The sequence below is a fragment of the Aeromonas sp. FDAARGOS 1415 genome (genome assembly GCF_019048365.1).
GTDB classification, from domain to species: Bacteria; Pseudomonadota; Gammaproteobacteria; order Enterobacterales; family Aeromonadaceae; genus Aeromonas; species Aeromonas taiwanensis.
In genome coordinates, this window is sequence record NZ_CP077363.1 from 1,135,142 (window position 1) to 1,152,102 (window position 16,961).

The following is a 16,961-nucleotide window of genomic DNA, read 5'->3' on the forward strand; positions in this document are numbered from 1 at the left end:
ATCACTGGGTTGTTGGTTGAACCGCCATGGCAGCCCTCAGGGCCATCATCTTACACATGCAGGCCTCATGGAAACCTGATGTGCGGCCCCTTACGGCAGGCGCCTCGCCACGTCAATGGGTAGCCGAACAGTCAAATGCCAGCCCATCGGCACAGCCATCTCAAGGTAGATCATGGCGAGGGGAAACCGTCGCGGCATGGCGGCAGGATTATACCCGCTCAATCTGATGGGAGCATTTCTTTTGCGGGCAGACCCAGCGCAGGCTCCCCCTCACTTTCTTCTCCACCATGATGCCCCAGCCACACTCGGGGCAAGGCATGGGAACCGGCTTGTCGTTCACCACATACTTGCAATGGGGGTAGGCATCACAGGAGTAGAATTGCTTGCCGTAGCGCGAGGTGCGGCTGACAAGGTGCCCCTTGCCGCACTCGGGGCAGAGGATCTGTGTGTCGTCGCTCTCCTGCAGGGATTCGATGTGTTGACAGGTCGGGTACTGGGTGCACCCCACGAACAGGCCGTAGCGCCCCTTCTTGATCGCCAGGGGATGACCACAATCCGGGCAGACCGACCCCTCGAGCACTTTCTCGATGTCGCGACCGGAGGGGGTGAGGGAGCGGATATAGTCGCAGGCGGGATAGGCCGAGCAGCCCAGAAAAGGACCGTGCTTGCCCTGGCGGATCACCAGATCGGCACCACACTGCGGGCACGGTTCGCGCTCGAATGCGTGTTCGTGGGCAGAAAAGAGGTGATGATCGATCTTTGACATGAGCCGCGCCTTGAAATCCAGATGGCCTGAATTCTACCAGCGCGGCACGTGACTGTCAGTGGATGACGCCGTCTGACTCGTCAAACACCAGCTCTTCCATCTGCTGGTAGGCATTCTCGCTGCCCGGCACGTTGAACAGGACCATCATGACGACCCACTTCAGGTCATCCAGTTCGATGTCCGGCTTGTCCAGCTCGAGCAGACGCTCGATACATATTTCGCGGGTTTCGGCATTGAGCACCTGGGCCTGTTCCAGGAACAGCAGGAAACCGCGGCACTCGGTACTGAGGCGAGCCAGTTCCTGCGGGGCGTAGATCCGCATCGACCCTTGCGCGCTGGCGGTGACGTACACCTCCCGCTCGCTGTCATGCAGATTGGCCAGCCGCTCCAGCCAGTTGAGCGCCTTCTCGATTTCGTCCTGATTGAAACCGGCCCGGCTCAGTTCGTCGGTGAGTTCATCCTGCTCGACCATCACATCTGCATCACTGTGGATGTAGGTCTCGAAAAGGTACATCAATACATCAAACATGATTCGCCCTCCTCGCTCTGACGTATCCACCGGCTACCGCCATCACTGCGCCGATCAGCTCCAGCTCAACCAACCTGCCCAACACGACTTCGACAGGAAGCTGGGCCCGCTCGGCAACGGTATCCACGCTCGTGGCTTCATAATCTACGTTATCCAACAAATCGGCATAAGGCAATTCGCCATTATGCAATGCCTCAGAAGCAATTCCCCTTCCTCCCATGGTCGACACCAGAACAGGCAACTCCTCCAGCACATCGGCCGCATTCAAGACCAGCTTGGCACCCTGCTGAAGCAGGCGGTTGCATCCGGCAGCCTGGGTATTCTGTGGAGCACCGGGCACGGCAAAGACCTCGCGCCCCTGTTCCAGCGCGTAGCGAGCCGTGATGAGCGAGCCGCTTTGTTCGGCCGCCTCCACCACCAGCGTCCCCAGCGACAAACCGCTGATGATGCGGTTGCGGCGGGGGAAGTGTTCGGCCAGCGGCCCCTTTTCCGGTGCCAGCTCGGACAGGAGCAGACCGCCCTGCTCGAGGATCTGCATCGCCAGCCCCTGATGGCGCCTTGGGTAGAGGCAGTCGAGCCCGGAGCCCAGCACCGCCAGGGTCACGCCCCCCGATGCCATCGCCTGCTGATGGCAGACGCCGTCGATACCCAGCGCCAACCCCGAAGTGATCGCCAGACCGCATTCAACCAGCTCGGCACACAGACGTGCCGCGTTGTCCTTGCCTGCATAAGTGGGGTGACGGGTACCCACCATCGCCAGTTGTGGCAAGGCGAGGGATGGGATATTCCCGCGGCAATAGAGCAGCAGCGGAGCGGCGGGGATCTCTTTGAGCAGCGCAGGATAGGCAGGATCATCCGGACACAGCAGGACGTTGTCAGGCACCTCGGCCCAGCGCAGCCCTTGCTCCACCACGAGGGAAGGTTGCCTCAGCTGCCTGATCTGGGTCGGGAGCAGGCCGAGGGCCTGCAACTCGGCGTCATCACGTTCAAAAAGGGTGTCGATATTGCCATCGACATGTGCGAGCAGCCGGGCTGCGGTCACCGGGCCGATGCCGGTGATCGCATCCAGCGTCAGCCACCGTGACAGCCGTTCGAGAGGGACGGGCACGTCAGAAGTTACTGACCTGATAACCAGAACCGACCAGATCCTGACTCTGCAGGATGAGGCCATAGCTCAACTTGTCATACACCTTGAACAGCATGACCCTGGCAACAGCCTCGGCAGGCAGGGTCGACTTGCCCGAAGAGTAGAATGCCTTGTCATAGACGGATGCATATTCCCGATATGACGTCTTGCCATTCTTGTCCACCAGCCCTGCGCCTGGGCGCTGGATCTCGAGCACATCGCCAGGTGCAACCTGATCCCGCTGCCCCTTGTTGATCAGCACGACGTCAAACTTGCCTCCCCCGTGTACCTTGCTCGGCAACTCGATCACATACCCGGGCGAGATGGATGGCGCCGCCTTGGGCATGAACACGGCAGAGAGGCTCTCCTGTGACGGCAGCGGCATCACCTTGTCCCCCTGGTACACCTCGCGCCTGTTGTGGGTCAATGTGACGCGCGTGCTGTCGTTGTCCAGGCGCTCCTCCGCCCGCACCGTGCCGACGAAGACAGCCTCCTGACCGAGCAGCTCGCCGGTGTGCTTGTCCTTGTATGCCACGCCGGGGCGATAGACGCCGTAGCTCTGGCCGGGGGTCAGGGAACCCTTCACGTAGAGAGTGTCACCTTCCAGCATGCCTATGTGTTTGTCATTGTTGCCAAGCACATAGGGAAGATCCTTGCTCTGCTGGCTGTTGGCTAGAATGTGATCGGTTTGCAGGAAAGGGCCTATCTCGCTGAGGGGCAGGGTCGGGATCGGATTGGCCTTGTTCTCGTACCGATTCTTGGGCGAGAGGCGGATGACCTGCTTGCCCCCCTGGCTGGCCTTGCCGAGGCGTGGCTCACCGTTGACCCAGCTCAGATGCAGCACGTCACCGGGGTAAATCCAGTGTGGATTGGCAATCTGGGGATTGATGTTCCAGAGGCGTGGCCAGAGCCAGGGTTCGGCGAGATACTGACCCGAGATATCCCAGAGGGTATCTCCCTTCCGGACCACATAGGCCTCGGGATAACCGGATTTCAGGGTCAACTGCTGTGCCATGGCGCCACCGGCCAGGGCTGTCGCCAGGCAGGCGACGACGATTTGCTTCAGATACATAACACTCCCTGTTACTTCTGCACGCAAAGTGTTGCTGTTTTTTGTCGGCGTAAATGACTAGAATTACGTCAATATTGACTGCGTTTATATGAAACTAAAGAAAAAATTATGGCCATTCTAGATGTATTGCGTTTCCCCGATGAACGCCTGCGCACAGTCGCGGCCCCTGTCGAGGCCTTTACACCCGAGTTACAACACATTGTAGATGATATGTTCGAAACCATGTACGCGGAGGAAGGCATCGGCCTGGCCGCAACTCAGGTCGACATTCATCAGCGTATCATCGTCATCGATGTCTCTGAAAACCGTGAAGATCAGCTGGTGTTGATCAACCCGGAGATCCTGGAGCAGTCCGGCAGCACCGGCATCGAAGAGGGTTGCCTCTCCGTGCCCGGCAACCGGGCTCTGGTGCCGCGCGCCGAGTGGGTCAAGGTCAGGGCGCAAGATCGCCACGGCAACACCTTCGAGCTGGAAGCGGACGATCTGCTCGCCATCTGCATACAGCATGAGATGGATCATCTGGTCGGCAAGCTGTTTGTGGATTACTTGTCCCCGCTCAAGCGCCAGCGCATTCGTCAGAAGCTGGAAAAGATGGCCCGTGAAGATCGCAAAGTCCTCTGAGGATCTGCCCCATTGAACAAGCTGAAACTGATTTTTGCCGGTACCCCCGACTTCGCCGCCCGTCACCTGGCGGCGTTGTTGTCTTCCGACCACGAGGTCGTCGCCGTTTACACCCAGCCCGACAAGCCCGCCGGCCGTGGCCAGAAGCTCACCGCCAGCCCGGTCAAGGAGCTTGCGCTGGCCCACGAACTGCCGGTCTATCAGCCCGCCTCCCTGCGCAACGAAGAGGCACAGGCTGAACTGGCGTCACTGGGCGCAGATCTGATGGTCGTGGTGGCCTACGGCCTGATCCTGCCCAAGGTGGTGCTCGACACCCCGCGTCTGGGCTGCATCAACGTGCACGGCTCCCTGCTGCCGCGCTGGCGCGGCGCGGCCCCCATCCAGCGCTCCATCTGGGCGGGCGATGCCGAAACCGGCGTCACCATCATGCAGATGGACGTGGGACTGGACACCGGCGCCATGATCCGCAAGGTGACCTGCCCCATTGCGGCCGACGAAACCTCAGCCAGCCTCTATGACAAGCTGGCCGGTCTGGGCCCGCAGGCACTGGTCGACACCCTCAATGCCATGGCCGCCGGCAACACCGCCGCCGAGCCGCAGGACGACACCCTGGCCAACTACGCCGAGAAGCTCTCCAAGGAAGAGGCGCGCATCGACTGGTCCATGGAGGCTACCGCCATCGAGCGCTGCATCCGCGCCTTCAACCCCTGGCCCATCAGCTGGTTCGAGGTCGCCGGCCAGACCGTCAAGGTGTGGCAGGCCGAGGTCGTCGCACAGGAGCACGGCCAGGCGGCCGGCACCCTGCTCAAGGCCGACAGGCAGGGGATTGACGTGGCCACCGGCAAGGGTGTGCTGCGCCTGCTGACCCTGCAGCCCCCCGGCAAGAAGGCCATGTCCGTCACGGATCTGCTCAACTCTCGCCGCGACTGGTTTGAAGCCGGCACGCAACTGCTTTGATCTGGATTGAATTGACACAGGCGGGGCTCATGCCCCGACTTGTGCATCTAAGGTAACGCTATGAAAACACGCGCACAGGCTGCTCTCGTCATTCAACAGGTGCTGGATCAGGGCCAATCCCTCTCCGCCGTTCTGCCTGCTGCCCAGGAGAAAGTCGCGCCCCGCGATCGCGCCCTCCTGCAAGAACTCTGCTACGGTACCCTGCGCTGGCTGCCCCGTCTCGATGCCGCTGTCGGCGAGATGATGGACAAGCCACTCAAGAACAAGAGCCGCATCTTCCACTACCTGATCCTGGTCGGTCTCTATCAGCTCATCTACACCCGCATCCCGGCTCACGCCGCAGTGGCCGAGACCGTCAACGCCGTCAAGCTGCTCAAGGGCACCTCCCTGCGCGGCCTCATCAACGGGGTGCTGCGCAACTTCCAGCGCAGCGCCGAAGTCATACTGCTGCGCATCGACCGCGTGCCCAGCATCCGCCTCGGCCACCCGGAGTGGCTCACCAAGCGGTTGCGTCAGGCCTATCCAGACGACTGGGAGTTCATCATGGAGGCCAACAACCAGCGTCCCCCCATGTGGATCCGCAACAACGGCCAGCGCCAGAGCCGCGAGGCCATGCTGGCCCGCATGAGTGAGGCGGGTATCCCGGCCTCTGCCGGTGAAGAGGGGGAAGACTGCATCCTGCTGGAACGCCCCTGCGACGTGACCAAACTGCCCGGCTTCGAGCAGGGTGACTGCTCCGTGCAGGACGGCGCCGCCCAACAGGCCGCCCGCCTGCTCGACCCGCAACCGGGCGAGTGGGTACTGGATGCCTGCGCCGCCCCCGGTGGCAAGACGGCCCACCTGCTAGAGCGCCAACCCAAGCTGGCTGGCGTCGTCGCGGTGGATGCCGACGAGCAACGCCTCAAGCGGGTGCAGGAAAACCTGGATCGCATCGGCCTCCATGCCCAGGTGATCCACGGGGATGCCAGCACGCCGGATCTGTGGTGGCCACAGGGGCAGTTCGACCGCATCCTGCTGGATGCCCCCTGCTCCGCCACCGGCGTCATCCGTCGCCACCCTGACATCAAGTGGCTGCGCCGGGACCAGGACATCCGTGAACTGGCCGAACTGCAGCGCCGCATCCTGAACGCGCTCTGGGGCAAGCTGAAAAGCGGTGGCACCCTGCTCTACGCCACCTGTTCCGTGCTGCCGGAAGAGAACCGGGAGCAGATCCGCGCCTTCCTGGCCGATACCCCGGATGCCCGCCTGGTGCCACTGCATGCAGCGGACACCCCGGCCAGTCCTGGCCGCCAGTTCCTGCCCGGTGAGGCGGAGATGGATGGCTTCTACTATGCCAAGCTCATCAAGCTGTAGACCGAACAGGCGGATGGCAGGCCCGGTGACGGGCCGCCTCATTTCGAAGCAACAACCTTGAGTACGATGTCCATATGAAGATCATCATTCTGGGCGCAGGTCAGGTAGGTGGCACCCTGGCCGAGAACCTCGCCGGCGAGAACAACGACATCACCATCGTCGACACCGACAGTGATCGCTTGCGGGAGTTGCAGGACAAGTTCGATCTGCGGGTGGTGAATGGCCACGGCGCCCACCCCAGGGTGCTGCGCGAGGCGGGTGCCCAGGATGCAGACATGCTGGTCGCGGTCACCAACAGTGACGAGACCAACATGGTCGCCTGCCAGGTGGCCTACTCCCTGTTCAACACCCCGAACAAGGTAGCGCGCATTCGCTCCCCGGCCTACCTGGTGGAGCGGGATCGCCTGTTCCTGCCGGAATCCGTGCCCGTGGATCACCTGATCGCCCCCGAGCAGCTGGTGACGGACTATGTGCGCCGTCTCATCGAGTATCCCGGTGCCCTGCAGGTGGTCGACTTCGCCGGCGGCAAGGTGGGTCTGGTGGCGGTCAAGGCCTACTACGGCGGCCCCCTGGTGGGCAATGCGCTCTCCACTTTGCGGGATCACATGCCCAACATCGAGACCCGGGTCGCCGCCATCTTCCGCCAGGGTCGTTCCATCCGTCCTCAGGGCACCACCATCATAGAGGCGGACGACGAGGTCTTCTTCGTGGCGGCGGCGGGCCACATCCGCGCCGTGATGTCGGAGCTGCAACGCCTCGAGAGTCCCTATCGGCGCATCATGATCGTCGGGGGCGGCAACATTGGCGCCGGCCTCGCCCGCCAGCTGGAGAAGCGCTACAGCGTCAAGCTCATCGAGCGCAACCAGAAGCGGGCAGAGCAGCTATCCGAGAATCTGGAGCATACCATCGTCTTCTGTGGTGATGCGGCGGATCAGGAGCTGCTGGCGGAGGAGCACATCGATCAGATCGACGTCTTCATCGCGGTTACCAACGAGGATGAGGCCAACATCATGTCGGCCCTGCTCGCCAAGAAGATGGGTGCCAAGAAGACAATGGTGCTGATCCAGCGTGGCGCCTATGTGGATCTGGTGCAGGGTGGCTCCATCGACATCGCCATCTCCCCCCAGCAGGCCACCATCTCGGCCCTGCTGACCCATGTGCGCCGGGCCGACATCGCCAACGTCTACAGCCTGCGCCGCGGTGCGGCCGAAGCCATCGAGGCCATCGCCCACGGGGACGAGAACACCTCCAAGGTGGTGGGCAAAACGGTGGGCGAGCTCAAGCTGCCGCCCGGCACCACCATAGGCGCAGTGGTCCGGGGGGACGAGGTGCTGATCGCGCACGATCGCACCAAAATTCAGCAGGATGACCATGTGGTCATGTTCCTGGTGGACAAGAAGTACATCCCGGAAGTGGAACGCCTGTTCCAACCCAGTCCCTTCTTCCTGTAAGCCGGCCATGTACCAGGCAACGGCATCCAGACCCGGCACCTTCCCGCAGGCAAGGTCCGGGTCTTTTTTTAATCAACGACCAGGTTATCTTGCATGATCAAGCTGCGTCCCATCGTCTTCACCCTCGGGCTGGTGCTCTCCAAGCTGGCCCTCTTCATGTGGCTGCCCACCCTGCTGGCCCTACTGACCGGCTCGGAAGGCTTCGTCGAATTTCTCAAGTCGGTGCTCATCACCCACGGCGCCGCCCTGCTCTGCCTGCACTACGGGCGCAAGGAGGAGTTCCACCTCGGGGTGCGGGAGATGTTCCTGCTCACCACCTCGGTCTGGGTGGTGGCCTGCGTCTTCGGCGCCCTGCCGTTCGTCTTCATCACCCACATCGGGTTTGCCGACGCCTACTTCGAAACCATGTCGGGGGTGACCACTACGGGCTCCACCGTGCTTTCCGGGCTGGACAACATGGCCCACAGCATCCTCTTGTGGCGATCCATCCTGCAGTGGCTGGGCGGGGTCGGCTTCATCGTGATGGCGGTGGCGGTGTTGCCCTACCTCAACGTGGGGGGCATGAAGCTGTTCCAGACCGAGAGCTCGGATTGGTCCGACAAGAGCGCCCCGCGCGCCAAGACGGTGGCCAACAACATAGTGCTGGTCTATCTGGTGCTCTCCATGCTCTGTTTCCTGGCCTACTGGGTGAGCGGCATGACCCTGTTCGAGGCGGTCAACCACTCGATGACCACCCTCAGCACCGGCGGCTACTCCACCTCGGATCAGTCCATGTCCCACTTCTCCAACGCGGCGCACTGGATAGGCACCCTCTTCATGTTCCTTGGCGGCCTGCCCTTCCTGCTCTACGTACAGGCCCTCTCCCGCCGTGACAACAGCCTGTTGCGGGATGCCCAGGTACAGGGCTTCTTCTGGCTGATCGTCTGGGTGACCGTGGTGGTGACCTTCTATCTGTGGGTCAGAGATATTTACGGCTTCATGGACGCCCTGCGCATCAGCACTTTCAACATCGTCTCCGTGCTCACCACCACCGGCTTCGGCCTCGGTGATTTTGGTACCTGGGGGCCGCTCACCAGCATCATCTTCATGATCCTGCTGGCGCTCGGTGCCTGCTCCGGCTCCACCTCCGGCGGCCTCAAGATCTTCCGGGTACAGGTGGCCTTCGCCCTGTTCAAGAAGCAGATGCGCCAGTTGATGCACCCCTCCGGCGTCTTCCCGCAGAAGTACAACGGCCGCCCGGTGAACGACGCCATCATCCGCTCCCTGATCTCCTTCGTGCTGGTCTACTTCGCCATCATCCTGCTGATCGCCGCCCTGCTGGCCGCCATCGGCCTGGATCCCCTGACCGCCATCTCGGGCTCCATCACCGCCGTGGCCAACGTGGGCCCGGGCATGGGGCCGGTCATCGGCCCCAGTACCAACTTTGCGAGCCTGCCGGATTCCGCCAAGTGGATACTGTCATTCGGCATGCTGCTGGGACGACTCGAGATCCTGACCGTGGCGGTGCTCTTCTTCCCCTCCTTCTGGAAGCAGTAAGCCGCCGTCCCACAGGAGCGCAGACGCAGAAAGGGCAGCCACTGGCTGCCCTTTCTGCTGTCGTCATCCAAGTGAGCGAGCGCCTCAGTCGGCCGACTCCTCCCGCTCCAGCGCCCTGTCGACCAGGGACTCCGGCAGGGGCTTGGTGACCTCCACCCCCAGCTCGCGAAATCGCTCGGCCTGGGCGATCAGGTTGCCGCGGCCGTTGACCAGCCGCCCCATCGCCTTGTCGTAGCTCTCCTGCGCCTTGTGCAGACTGCCCCCCATCTGCTGCATCTCCTCCACGAACAACCTCAGCTTCTCGTAGAGGCGGCCGGCCCGTTCGGCGATCTGACGCGAGTTCTGGTTCTGCCGCTCGTAGCGCCACAGATTCTCTATGGTGCGCAGCGCCACCATCAGGTTGGTGGGGCTTACCAGCAGGATGTTGTGATCCAGCCCGTAGCGCACCAGAGAGGGATCCGCCTCCAGGGCGGTGAGGAAGGCGGGCTCCACCGCCACGAACATCAGCACATAGTCCAGGGTACGCACCCCGGGCAGCTGCTGGTAATCCTTGCGGCCCAGCTCGCGGATGTGGTTGCGCACCGAGGCGACGTGCTCCTTGATCGCCACCGCCTTCTCCAATTCATCGCCGGCGTTGTACCAGCGCTCATAGGCGGTCAGCGACACCTTGGCGTCGATGATGATGTCCTTGTCCTGGGGCAGGTGAACGATGACGTCGGGCTGATAGCGCTTGCCCTTGTCCACCTCGATGTTGACCTGGGTGTGGTACTCGTGGCCCTCCCGCAGGCCGCACTCGGAGAGGATCCGGGCCAGCACCACCTCGCCCCAGTTGCCCTGCTGCTTGCTGTCCCCCTTGAGGGCGCGGGTCAGGGCCGCCGCCTCTTCCGTCATGCGGGCGTTGAGCTCGGCGAGGCGCTCCAGCTCGAACTTGAGGTTGTGGCGCTGGGCCGTCTCCTGGGCGTGGGTCTCTCCCACCTGGCGGCGGAAGCCCTCGATCTGCTCCTTGAGCGGGGTTAGCAGCAGATCCAGGCTATTTTGATTGAGTTCGCGGAAGTTACCTGAGTTTTGCTCGAAGATACGGTTGGCAAGGTTTTCGAACTGCTGGCTGAGGCGTACCTCCGCCTGCTGCTGCAGCTGCAACTTCTCGGCACTGGCGAGGCGCTCGCTGCGCAGGGTGGCTTCGGCATCCTTGAGACGGGCGGTGAGCTTGAGCAAGAGGGTCTGCTGCTGCTCCAGCTTCTGCTGGACCAGCATCTTGTCGTCCTGCAGCTCGTCACAGCGATCCTGCAGCACCTGATGACGCTCTTCGAGGCGCAGGGCCTCTTCCCGGGCACTGCGGCGCCCCGCCAGCCAGCCAAGCAGCAGGGCGAGCAGGGCCGCCAGCACGGCGGGCCACCAGGTCAGCAGCGGGCTCATCGGTCACCCCGCCCTGCCTGGGCACGGGAGAGCACAGGTGGCGCCGCCAGTGCGGCTATCCCGGGCATCATCGACGCCCCCGCTGGCGCAGGAAGAGTTCGAGGTAGCGGTTGAGCAGCAACCAGAGCAGCACGTAGATCAGATAGGCCGCCAGCACCACCCACTTGTGGCTGTTGACCCCGGTATCGAGTTCGCTGAACTCGATACCCTTGAGATGGCAGTAAGCCCACATCAGCAGGGGGAAGACATAGAGCAGAGAAGCACGCCACAGAAATAGCCACATGAGTTCATTCATCCCGCAAAAAGATCCGCCTAGCTTACACAAGGGCAACCCGGCTTGCGATCCTGCCCCGAGCTATTCTCTGGCTTGCCCGGTGAAAACTGGATAAAATTAACCCCTAATAGGTATAGGGGTGAGCATGACTCATTTTTTCTGTCGCTGGCTGGCACACGCATTGAGAGGCCCCCGCAGACCCAAGGTGGTTTGCCATGAGGCGCGCCCGCCCTGGGCCATCGAAGAGTCCCAGTTCCTCACCCTGTGCAAGCGCTGCGGGGCGTGCTTCCAGGCCTGCCCCAACGGCCTGCTCAAGCCCGCCGACCGGCCCGAGTACGCTGGCAGCCCCGTCGCCGGCACCCCGGTGCTGGATCTCGCCTGCGGCCAGTGCAGCTATTGCGGCAGCTGTGCCAGAGCCTGTCCCACCGGGGCGCTGGACCTGCGCCTCGGCCGCCAGGTGCAGACCCGGGTCAGGATAGAGGCGAGCTGTCAGGCCCGTCAGGGCTTCTATTGCCTGTTGTGCGAGGATGCCTGCCCCCTGCAGGCGATCAAGGTCAGCAACGGCGGGGTCAGCGTCAACATGGCGGCCTGCGATGGCTGCGGTGCCTGCGGCCTTGCCTGTCTGCACGGCGCCATCACGCTTGTCCCCCAGCCCTGAACCGATTTCCAAGCCAGATTTATGCAGACAGCAAAAAGGGGCCATCAGGCCCCTTTGTTCTGCCATCGCCCTCAGGCCATGGTCAGGATATTGTCCTGCTCAATGCCAAGCAGGTGGCAGAGCCGGGTCGGGTCCCGCACCGCATCGGCCAGGGTGTACTCCCCCAGCACCTCGAGGAAGGCGTTCATGGCACGGCGCAGAATGCCCTGGATGCGGCAGCCGCCGGAGAGGCGGCAGTTCTCGCGCTTGCAGTCCACCGGGCAGAGCACGTGTTCCATGTCCATCACCACATCCCGCAGGTTGATGGAGACGGCGGAACGACCGAGCCGGATACCCCCATGCTTGCCGCGCACCGTCTCGATGTAACCCTTGATGCCGAGCTGGTGCACTATCTTGACCACGTGGTTGCGGGAGATGGCGAAGGTGTCGGCCACTTCCGTGATGGTCGACAGGCGATCACCGGGCTGGATCGCCAGGAAAGTCAGGGTACGCAGGGCGTAGTCGGTAAATCGTGTCAGTTGCATGGTCGCACTTGCCTCTTACTACAAGCCAGAAATCAGGACGACAGCCGATGGCCAAAGAGGGGAGACTGCACATGCTTTCGCACGGGGTTGCCGCTTCGACCGAGTCGTGGAGTGACAAGGTTAAGAGCAGCCCGGACGGGTGTCGATGAAGATGTACATAAATCGGCACTTTCTTTGATTGATCGCAAACTTGCCGCCTTGGCCCGGGGTTTTGGCCGTTTCCGGCGTCAACATGCCGGGGAGAGGAGGGTTACCGTCACCCCGGGCAGCCTGCCGTAAGAGGGGCTCAGTGAGGATGTTTCAGCCAGTTTTTCAGGGCCTGGGAGGGGATGGAACTCTCTGAGGCGACCGCGAAGGCGCCCCAGTCCACCGCGCACTGCAGGGCATCCCCCATCGCCATGCCTCGCGCCAGCCCGTGAATGAGGCCGCCGGCGAAAGCATCCCCCGCCCCCGTGGTGTCCACCACGGAGACGGGCCGCGCCGCCACCCGCACCTGCTCCTCACCGTGGATGGCCACGGCCCCCGCCTTGCCCTCGGTGAGCACCAGCCATTCGAGCTGCTCGCCGGCGAGTTGGCGGGCATGCTGCCAGGGGTCGCTCACCTCGCCGAGATCGGAGCGGGAGGCCACCAGCACATGGCAGGGGCGGCGCGCCTGCCCTCCCTTGGGGTACTGGGCCACCACGAAACTCTTGCCGAGCATCTGGCGCATGTAGCCGATGATGGCGGTGCCGGGATAGTTCACATAGAGGCAATCCACCCCCTCGCTCGGCAGATCCCCCGGCAGATCCGGGCGACGGGGACGGCGCAGTATGGTGCGCTCCCCGGTGGAATCCACCAGCACCAGCAGCTCCCCCGTCTCGCCGCCGAAGCGCTCCACGTGGCTGCAGTCCAGGCCATAGGAGGCCGCCTGCTCCAGCAGCCAGTCGCCGGTCTCGTCCAGCCCGATCCGGGAGGCGATGATCACCTCGTGCCCTGCCCAGACCAGCCCGATGCCGGTGTTGGCGGCACCGCCCCCGAGCCGGCGGCCCTGATCCACGTATTGCAACCGCGCCCCCGCCACCAGAGGCTCGGCCAGGGAGAGGACGTGATCACAGTTGAGATTGGCGAGCAGCAGAATGCGGGACATGGGAACCTCGACAGGGCGGGCAGGCGCCGGCACCCGGGGTGCCGGACAGACAACGGGAGAGCGTTCAGTAGACGGGCAGTTCCACCCCGGCCAGCAGTTCGTCGATGCGCGCCTGGGTCGGCTGTTGCATCACGTTCTGGATCATCTCCTTGGTGAGATGGGGGGAGAAGGAGCTGATGAAGTCATACATGTAGTTCTGCAAGAGAATGCTCTTGCTGAAGCAGATCTGGGCCGGGCAGGGCTCGAACAGGTGCTCCAGGTTGATGGCCACGAGGCCGGGGGCGTCGTGGTCGTTGGCAACCAGAGAGGAGATGATGCCGATGCCAAAGCCCAACTCCACGTAGCGCTTGATGACACCGGCATCCATCACCGTCATGTAGTAAGTGGGGGTGAGGCCGGCGGCCTGGAACACCTTGTCCTGCACCTGGCGCCCGGTGGCACCGCTCTCGTAGCTGAGGATGGGGTACTGGCAGAGCTGCTCCAGGGTCGGCTTCTTCACCTTGGCCAGGGGGTGATCCTGCGGCACCACCAGGGAGAGGGTCCAGAGGTAAGCGGGCAGCGCGATCAGCTCCTTGTCGAAGCCTATCTCGTGGGCCACGATGGAAAAATCCGAATATCCCTTGCTGATCTGCTCCTTGGTGGCAGACATCACGGGGTGCAGGTGGAACGAGATCTTGGGGTACTTCTTGGTGAAGTAGGTGACGCTTTTCGGCAACAGGTAACGGGCGATGGTGTGGGTGGTGTGGATGTTGAGGGTGCCCACGGTCGGATCCAGATACTCCCGGGAGATGGCCTTGATCTTGCTCTCGATGTTGAGCATGGCCTCTGCACACTTGATGATCTCCTCCCCCACCGGGGTGATCCGGTGCAGGTGCTTGCCGCGACGCTCGAAGATACGCACCCCCAGCTCGCTCTCCAGCAAGCCGATCTGCTTGCTCACCCCAGGCTGGCTGGTATAGAGCGCATCGGAAGCGACGGAGACGTTGAGATTGTGGTCCCGCACCGCGATCAGATACTTCAACTGCTGTAGTTTCAAGGTTGCACCCTCACAGGCTGGCGCGGCTGTCCTTGATGGACAAGGCCGCCAAAAATGGCGGCCAGTGTATCATCCGAACTGGGCATATCGCCGCTTGATCCTTCATTTTGCTACAAAATCTAGCATCAGCGCGGCGGATATGACAAACGGCGGCTCAGTGCGCGGCAACCCCGACCGGCAGGATGCCGAGGAACTGCAGCAGCCACTGCATCATGGTGGCGGAGTCCACTTCCCCCTCCAGGGAGGAGAGGCTGCTCTGGTAGTGTGCATCGGGCAGCCGGTCCCGCCGCCGCTCGATCAGCGCACGGTTGTATTCCACCGAGAACTCCGGGTGGCCCTGAATGGCCACTATGTTGTCCCCCTGCAAAAACATGAAGTTGGGGCAGAAGTCATTGCCCGCCAGCAGGGTCGCCCCCGGCGGCAGCTGCTCCACCTGGTCCTGGTGGCTGGCCAGGATGCGGATGGTCTCGAGCCCCGGCGCCATCCAGGGTTTCACCGCCTGCATGGCGTGCACCGAGACACCCAGCCCCCACCCCTTGGTGGACTTCATCACCTCGCCCCCCAGGGCCTGGGCGATCACCTGGTGGCCGAAGCAGACCCCCGCCAGCTTGACGTTGGCATCGTGGGCCCGGCGGATCCACTCCCGCAGCGCCAGGATCCAGGGCACGTCGCTGTAGGCGTCGTGGCGAGAGCCGGTGATCAGCCAGGCATCGCACTCGGTCAGGTCATCAGGCAGCTCGCCGTCGAGCGCCGACCAGACCCGGAATTCCAGTTCCGGCGCCAGCGCCCGGAAACCCTTGATAAACATCTCGGAGTAAACGGGGCCGAAATCCCCCACCAAATCGGGGTCCAGCCGGTCACAATCGAGAATACCCAGTCGCATCTGTCACTCCTTCACAGGGATAGCGGGCACGCCGGCGGATCCCTTCCGCCGGGCCATGTCCGGGCTAGCTGCTGCATGTTGATCATTTCATGGTCGGCATGGAAAACTCGGCGCCGGCGCGCAGACTCTGGGGCCAGCGGGCAGTCACCGTCTTCATCCGGGTGTAGAAGCGCACCCCATCCGGCCCGTGCATGTTGAGTGGCCCGAAGATGGACCGCTTCCAGCCACCGAAGCTGTGAAACGCCATGGGCACCGGGATGGGAACGTTCACCCCTACCATACCGACCTGAACCCGCGTGGTGAAGTCCCTTGCGGTGTCCCCGTCACAAGTAAAGATGGCGGTGCCGTTGCCGTACTCGTGTTCGTTGATGAGGCGCAGCGCCGTCTCGTAGTCCGGTGTCCGCACGATGGCGAGCACGGGGCCGAAGATCTCCTCCCGATAGATGCGCATCTCGGGCGCCACCCGGTCGAACAGGCTGCCGCCGATAAAGTAGCCCTCACCGTGACTCACCCCACGGCCATCCACCACCAGCTCGGCCCCCTCGGCCACCCCCTGATCCACATAACCGCGCACCTTGGCCAGGTGCTCGCGGCTGATGAGGGGCCCCATCTCGTTCTCCGGACTCTGGCCGAGGCCCGGCCCGACCCGCAGGGCCGCCACCAGGGGCGACAGCTTCGCGACCAGGGCGTCGGCGGTCTCGTCCCCCACCACCACGGCCACCGAGATCGCCATGCAGCGCTCGCCGGCGGCGCCATAGGCCGCCCCCATCAGGGCGGAGACCGCCTGATCGAGATCCGCATCCGGCATCACCACCATGTGGTTCTTGGCGCCGCCCAGGGCCTGCACTCGCTTGCCGTGAGCCGAGGCGGTGGCATAGATGTACTGGGCGATGGGGGTGGAGCCCACGAAGGAGACAGCTCCGACCCGCGGGTCGGTGAGCAGCACGTCCACCACCTCCTTGTCGCCGTTGATCACGTTGAGCACCCCGTCCGGCAGACCCGCCTGCTTGAGCAGCTCGGCCATGCGCAGAGAGAGGGACGGATCCTTCTCGGAGGGCTTGAGGATGAAGGTGTTGCCGCAGGCCAGCGCCACGGGGAACATCCAGAGCGGCACCATGGCAGGGAAGTTGAACGGCGTGATGCCGGCGCACACCCCCACCGGCTGCATCATGGAGTGGCTGTCCACCCCGCGGCCCACGTTGAGGGAGTGCTCCCCCTTGAGCAGATGGGGAATGCCGCAGGCAAACTCCACCACCTCGAGGCCCCGGGTCAGCTCACCCTGGGCGTCGGAGAAGACCTTGCCGTGCTCGCGGCTGATGAGCTGGGCCAGCTCGTCCCTGTGCTGCTCCATCAGCTCCTTGAAGCGGAACAGCACCCGGGCGCGCACCAGGGGCGGGGTCTGGGACCAGTCGGCAAAGGCACGTTCGGCACTGGCGATCGCCTCGGCACACTCGGCGGCAGTGGAGAGGACGACGGAGCCCTGCTGCTGACCGGTGGCCGGGTTGAAGATGGCGCCGAAACGTTCGCTGCGACTCTCGGTCGTCTCGCCGTCGATGAAGTTGTCGATCCTGTAACTCATAAATCCTCCGTGATGGGTCATCCGTCCTCCCCTCGCCGCGTCGGGGGCGGCACA

General features: G+C 63.3%; 17 protein-coding genes. 6 read left to right on the forward strand and 11 right to left on the reverse strand.

Annotated elements, in window-relative coordinates:
- Positions 1-208: 208 nt before the first annotated feature.
- The 4 genes from I6L45_RS05475 to I6L45_RS05490 are packed head-to-tail and all read right to left on the reverse strand — an operon-like array spanning position 209 to position 3,493.
- Positions 209-766: a type I DNA topoisomerase gene (locus tag I6L45_RS05475; protein ID WP_216983640.1), complete on the reverse strand. Its 558-nt coding sequence runs from the start codon at positions 764-766 to the stop codon at positions 209-211.
- Positions 767-821: 55 nt separating this feature from the next.
- On the reverse strand, positions 822-1,295 hold the full coding sequence (locus I6L45_RS05480; RefSeq protein WP_025325340.1) for a DUF494 family protein: 474 nt from the start codon (positions 1,293-1,295) through the stop codon (positions 822-824).
- Positions 1,288-2,403, reverse strand: a complete 1,116-nt coding sequence (gene dprA / locus I6L45_RS05485) for a DNA-processing protein DprA (RefSeq protein WP_216983641.1) — start codon at positions 2,401-2,403, stop codon at positions 1,288-1,290. The genes I6L45_RS05480 and dprA overlap by 8 nt, the downstream gene beginning before the upstream one ends.
- Position 2,404: 1 nt before the next feature.
- On the reverse strand, positions 2,405-3,493 hold the full coding sequence (locus tag I6L45_RS05490) for a LysM peptidoglycan-binding domain-containing protein (RefSeq protein WP_216983642.1): 1,089 nt from the start codon (positions 3,491-3,493) through the stop codon (positions 2,405-2,407).
- Between the two features lie 108 nt (positions 3,494-3,601).
- Between I6L45_RS05490 and def the strand changes: the two genes are divergently transcribed.
- From def to I6L45_RS05515, 5 genes are all read left to right on the forward strand, one after another.
- On the forward strand, positions 3,602-4,114 hold the full coding sequence (def, locus tag I6L45_RS05495) for a peptide deformylase (protein WP_042078370.1): 513 nt from the start codon (positions 3,602-3,604) through the stop codon (positions 4,112-4,114).
- A gap of 12 nt (positions 4,115-4,126) precedes the next feature.
- A complete protein-coding gene (gene fmt, locus I6L45_RS05500) occupies positions 4,127-5,071 on the forward strand; it encodes a methionyl-tRNA formyltransferase (RefSeq protein WP_216983643.1) in 945 nt (314 codons plus the stop codon).
- A gap of 60 nt (positions 5,072-5,131) precedes the next feature.
- On the forward strand, positions 5,132-6,424 hold the full coding sequence (rsmB, locus tag I6L45_RS05505; RefSeq protein ID WP_134695903.1) for a 16S rRNA (cytosine(967)-C(5))-methyltransferase RsmB: 1,293 nt from the start codon (positions 5,132-5,134) through the stop codon (positions 6,422-6,424).
- Positions 6,425-6,498: 74 nt separating this feature from the next.
- Positions 6,499-7,875, forward strand: coding sequence for a Trk system potassium transporter TrkA (gene trkA / locus I6L45_RS05510; protein WP_043763436.1), 1,377 nt, complete (start codon positions 6,499-6,501; stop codon positions 7,873-7,875).
- A 93-nt stretch (positions 7,876-7,968) separates the two neighbouring features.
- Positions 7,969-9,411: a TrkH family potassium uptake protein gene (locus I6L45_RS05515; protein WP_210549880.1), complete on the forward strand. Its 1,443-nt coding sequence runs from the start codon at positions 7,969-7,971 to the stop codon at positions 9,409-9,411.
- Between the two features lie 84 nt (positions 9,412-9,495).
- On the opposite strand, the gene rmuC is transcribed toward I6L45_RS05515, so the two are convergent.
- The gene (gene rmuC / locus I6L45_RS05520; protein WP_216983644.1) at positions 9,496-10,827 is read right to left on the reverse strand and encodes a DNA recombination protein RmuC; all 1,332 of its coding nucleotides are present in this window, start codon (positions 10,825-10,827) and stop codon (positions 9,496-9,498) included.
- Between the two features lie 67 nt (positions 10,828-10,894).
- Entirely contained in the window at positions 10,895-11,110 is a 216-nt protein-coding gene (locus I6L45_RS05525; RefSeq protein WP_043763441.1) for a hypothetical protein, read from the reverse strand.
- 136 nt (positions 11,111-11,246) lie between these two features.
- On the opposite strand from I6L45_RS05525, the gene I6L45_RS05530 reads away from it, so the two are divergent.
- On the forward strand, positions 11,247-11,759 hold the full coding sequence (locus I6L45_RS05530) for a ferredoxin-type protein NapF (protein WP_182935653.1): 513 nt from the start codon (positions 11,247-11,249) through the stop codon (positions 11,757-11,759).
- Positions 11,760-11,830: 71 nt separating this feature from the next.
- On the opposite strand, the gene I6L45_RS05535 is transcribed toward I6L45_RS05530, so the two are convergent.
- From I6L45_RS05535 to I6L45_RS05555, 5 genes are all read right to left on the reverse strand, one after another.
- Positions 11,831-12,283, reverse strand: coding sequence for an Rrf2 family transcriptional regulator (locus I6L45_RS05535; protein WP_005326180.1), 453 nt, complete (start codon positions 12,281-12,283; stop codon positions 11,831-11,833).
- A 286-nt stretch (positions 12,284-12,569) separates the two neighbouring features.
- Positions 12,570-13,409 (reverse strand): PfkB family carbohydrate kinase, encoded by an 840-nt coding sequence (locus tag I6L45_RS05540; protein WP_043763449.1) that lies wholly within the window; start codon positions 13,407-13,409, stop codon positions 12,570-12,572.
- 64 nt (positions 13,410-13,473) lie between these two features.
- Entirely contained in the window at positions 13,474-14,445 is a 972-nt protein-coding gene (locus tag I6L45_RS05545) for a LysR substrate-binding domain-containing protein (RefSeq protein ID WP_043763451.1), read from the reverse strand.
- Between the two features lie 154 nt (positions 14,446-14,599).
- Positions 14,600-15,328, reverse strand: coding sequence for a glutamine amidotransferase (locus I6L45_RS05550; protein WP_043763453.1), 729 nt, complete (start codon positions 15,326-15,328; stop codon positions 14,600-14,602).
- Between the two features lie 82 nt (positions 15,329-15,410).
- Positions 15,411-16,907, reverse strand: a complete 1,497-nt coding sequence (locus I6L45_RS05555) for a CoA-acylating methylmalonate-semialdehyde dehydrogenase (RefSeq protein WP_216983645.1) — start codon at positions 16,905-16,907, stop codon at positions 15,411-15,413.
- Between the last annotated feature and the right edge of the window lie 54 nt (positions 16,908-16,961).